The 3,534-nt window shown below is 61.7% G+C and carries 3 protein-coding genes; all 3 read left to right on the forward strand.

The window, feature by feature from the left end; translation table 11 throughout:
• On the forward strand, window positions 1-2,330 hold a 2,330-nt coding region (locus WCB02_RS24310; RefSeq protein WP_423962163.1), incomplete at its 5' end, for a TonB-dependent receptor.
• A gap of 11 nt (window positions 2,331-2,341) precedes the next feature.
• Complete coding sequence (locus WCB02_RS24315) at window positions 2,342-3,031, forward strand: Fe2+-dependent dioxygenase (RefSeq protein WP_423962165.1); 690 nt, start codon at window positions 2,342-2,344, stop codon at window positions 3,029-3,031.
• A 321-nt stretch (window positions 3,032-3,352) separates the two neighbouring features.
• Window positions 3,353-3,534 (forward strand): hypothetical protein (locus WCB02_RS24320; protein WP_423962166.1); only part of this gene is annotated, 182 nt, incomplete at its 3' end.

Consider the following 3,534-nt stretch of genomic DNA (forward strand, 5'->3'; position numbering starts at 1 on the left):
ATGCGCTGCGCGCGGCGCGGCGCACGCAGCCGGCGCAGGCCGCACCGGTGCCGTTTCCCAACGCCGGCCAGCTCAGCGCCGACCGCAACCCCTATGCAGACGCCGCCGCACCCTACAAGGTCGATCACGTGCAGGCGTCCGGCAAATTTCCGGAGCCGTTGTTGAACACGCCGAAGACGATCACGGTGCTGAGCAAGGATGTGCTGGCAGACGAGAATGCCACCTCGTTGAAGCAGGCGGTCCTGAACACCGCCGGCGTGACGCTCGGGACCGGCGAGGGCGGCAACGCCTTCGGCGACCGGTTTTTCGTTCGCGGCTTCGATACCCGCAATGACGTCTTCATCGACGGTGTCCGCGACTCCGGGGTCAGCGTCCGCGAGAATTTCTTCACCGAGCAGGTCGAGATATTGCGCGGACCGGGTTCGTCGTTCGCCGGCCGCGGCACCACCGGCGGCGCCATCAACATCGTGACCAAGCAGGCGACGACCGATAAAAGCTTCTACGACATGGATACGACGTTCTCGACCGATCCAGGCGAGCGTGTCACGCTCGATGTCAACCAGGTGATCAGCCCGACCTTGGCGGTTCGCGCTGGCGGCGTGTTCCAGAATTCCGATATCGAGGGGCGGAATTATGCCACCGATGATCGGGGCGGCGGTTTCGTGGCGACCACATGGAAGCCTGTCGACACGGTCAAGGTCACCGCGGATTATGTTCACACCGATCTCCATGGCATGCCGGACTTCGGTGTGCCGTATGATCGGCCCGGAGCCACCGGGGTCAGCGGTCAGCTGTTTCCGACCACGGCCGGCGGCCCGTTTCCGGATTACGGCGCCAATCGCAACAATTTCTATGGCTTCCTCGATCGCGACTTCTTCGAAGTCCACCAGGACATGGCAACCGTCAACACCGAGGTCCAGGTCACCCCCGACCTGACGTTGAGCGACAAAATGCGGGCCTCGCGATCGCTGTTGAATTACATCGGAACGATTCCAGAATCGTCTGTGACCACGGGGCCGACGGCGGGGACCCTCACCGCCAACACGCTGAGCCGTTATCAGGTGACCGATGTCACAGCCAACCAGAGTGAGGCGACCTACAGGTTCGATACCGCTAACTGGCACCAAACCGCGCTCGCCGGCGTCGAGGTCTCGCGCGAAATTTCCGGCATTGATACATACAATGGGTTGACCTCGGAAGGAGCTGGTGGTGCGTTCAACAGCAGCGGAGCGCCCACCAATGTGAGCATCTTCAACCCGCAGCTCGCGCTCCTGCCGTTTGGCGCGCCGACCCTCACCGGCAAGCCGACGAAGATCGCGGTCGACACCACAAGCGGCTACCTGCTCGATTCCGCCAATTACCGCGATCTGATCATTCTCAATGGCGGTGTCCGCTACGACGACTACGGCATCAAGACCAGTGGTTTCGGCACGTCGGGCTCGGTCGCGGGTGTCTTTGGTTCGCAAGCCGCGGAATTCGGGTTGCCGAACTTCAACCTCGGCCTCACGTTAAAGCCGCTGCCGATCACCAGTGTCTATGTCGCTTATGCGACTTCATCCGATCCGGTGGGCTCCGAGTTTGACGGCACCAGCGCGAACTACGGTGGACTATCGCCGATCGTAAACGGCGCCTCGAACCAGATATTTGGGCCACAGAAGAACACGGCGATCGAGATTGGCAACAAATGGGAGTTGATGGACCGCCATTTGCTCCTGACCGGCGCGTTGTTCCAGACCGACGTCACCAATGCGCGTGAGTCGATGAACGTCACCTCGACAGCAAACCAGACAGCAGCCTGCCCCTATAATGTGACGGTAGGGGGCACGCAGCCCTGCATCAGCGCCGGCGCAGCCTATCAAATCCGCGGCCTGGATCTCGAAGTCACCGGCAAGATCACCGACAAATGGAGCGTGTTCGGCGGCCTGGTGCTGATGAAGTCGGAGGTCACGAAGTCGCTGGTTCCCCCGGCCGACACGGCATTGTACAGCACGAATGTCGGCCTGCCGCTGGCCAACATCGCGCACCAGTCGTTCAGCCTGCTCAGCAAATATCAAATCGACGACAGATGGGAGGTCGGCGGACAGGCCGTGTATCGTTCCAAGATTTACGGCGGTACCTTGCTTGCCGCCAACCAGGGCACCTCGCTGCCGAGCTTCTGGCGTTTCGATACCTTCGCGGAAGCGAAGATCGACAAGAACTGGACCGTGAAGGTGTTCGTCAACAACATCTTCAACAAGCTCTACTACACCGCGCTGTATCAAAGTGCGACGCCGTTCGTGCTGGAGGCACCCGGCCGCACGGCAGCGCTGATGATTTCTGCCCGATTCTGATCGCCGACGAGATGCTGATCTGCGTTCCCAATATACTGAGCAAGCCGGATGTGGCGGAGTTCCGCCGCATCATGGACGACTGCGCGTGGGAGGACGGTCGTTCGACCGCCGGCGCGCAGTCGGCCCTGGTCAAGCGCAACGAGCAGCTGCCTCCGGACGGCGAGTTCGCGCGAAAGCTCGGCAAACGCATCATCTCGGCATTGACCGCCAATCCCCGCTTCCTGGCCGCGGCGGTGCCGTTGCACATCTTTCCGCCGCTGTTCAATCGATACACGGCCGCCGACGGACACCGTTTCGGCGTCCACGTCGACAACGCGGTGCGCGGCGACCGGCTCACGGGCCTGCGCATCCGCACCGATTTATCCGTGACGCTGTTTCTGTCCGAACCGGATGAATATGACGGCGGCGAACTGGTGATCGAGGACACCTATGGGTCGCACGAGATCAAGCTGCCGGCCGGCGATCTCGTGCTCTATCCCGCCTCCAGCCTGCATCTGGTGACGCCGGTCACGCGGGGAGCGCGGGTTGCATCCTTCTTCTGGCTGCAAAGCATGGTCCGCGACGCCCATGCGCGCAGCCTGATCTTCGATCTCGACACGGCGATCCAGGCATTGGCCGAACGGCTCGGGCGCGATGACAGCGAAACGGTCAAACTGACCGGCATCTATCACAACCTGATCCGCTGCTGGGCCGAGCTGTGAGCGGGCTGCGGCGGTTACATTCATTCTAAGCTAGACCAATTCCAATTGAGCTTCCGACGAGCAACGGAATATCGTTGCGCAGCATAGGTTCTCTCGTGCGGAGAGTCTGATTTCTGCGGAAAAGAGGGACCTATATTCATGTCCGTTGCGGCAAGAGCTTTCGTCTTTCGCTGCTCATGTGGTTCGAAATTGAGGGTTCTCCGTGCGCCGAGGGCACTCACAGAAAGCCTTGCAGAAAGATGTCCAGAGAGCCCTATCGTGCCGGGAAACCTTTTGCACCAACATGGCGCGCCGTTTCCGCGCGCGGCGACGCTGCTGCTCATGCCTGCTCTTGCAGCGAGCCTGCTGGGCGCGGCCGCTCCAGGCGCAGCAATCGCGCAGGACAGCGCCGGAACAGACGCCACAGCGTTGCCGCCGGTCGACATCACGGCTCCGGCTGTGAGGCCGAAGCACACGCCGACAAAGCACGCGCAGTCGACGCGGACAGTTGCAAATCGCGGCGC

The sequence above is a fragment of the Bradyrhizobium sp. genome, assembly GCF_049581145.1.
In the GTDB taxonomy this organism is placed as follows: domain Bacteria; phylum Pseudomonadota; class Alphaproteobacteria; order Rhizobiales; family Xanthobacteraceae; genus Bradyrhizobium.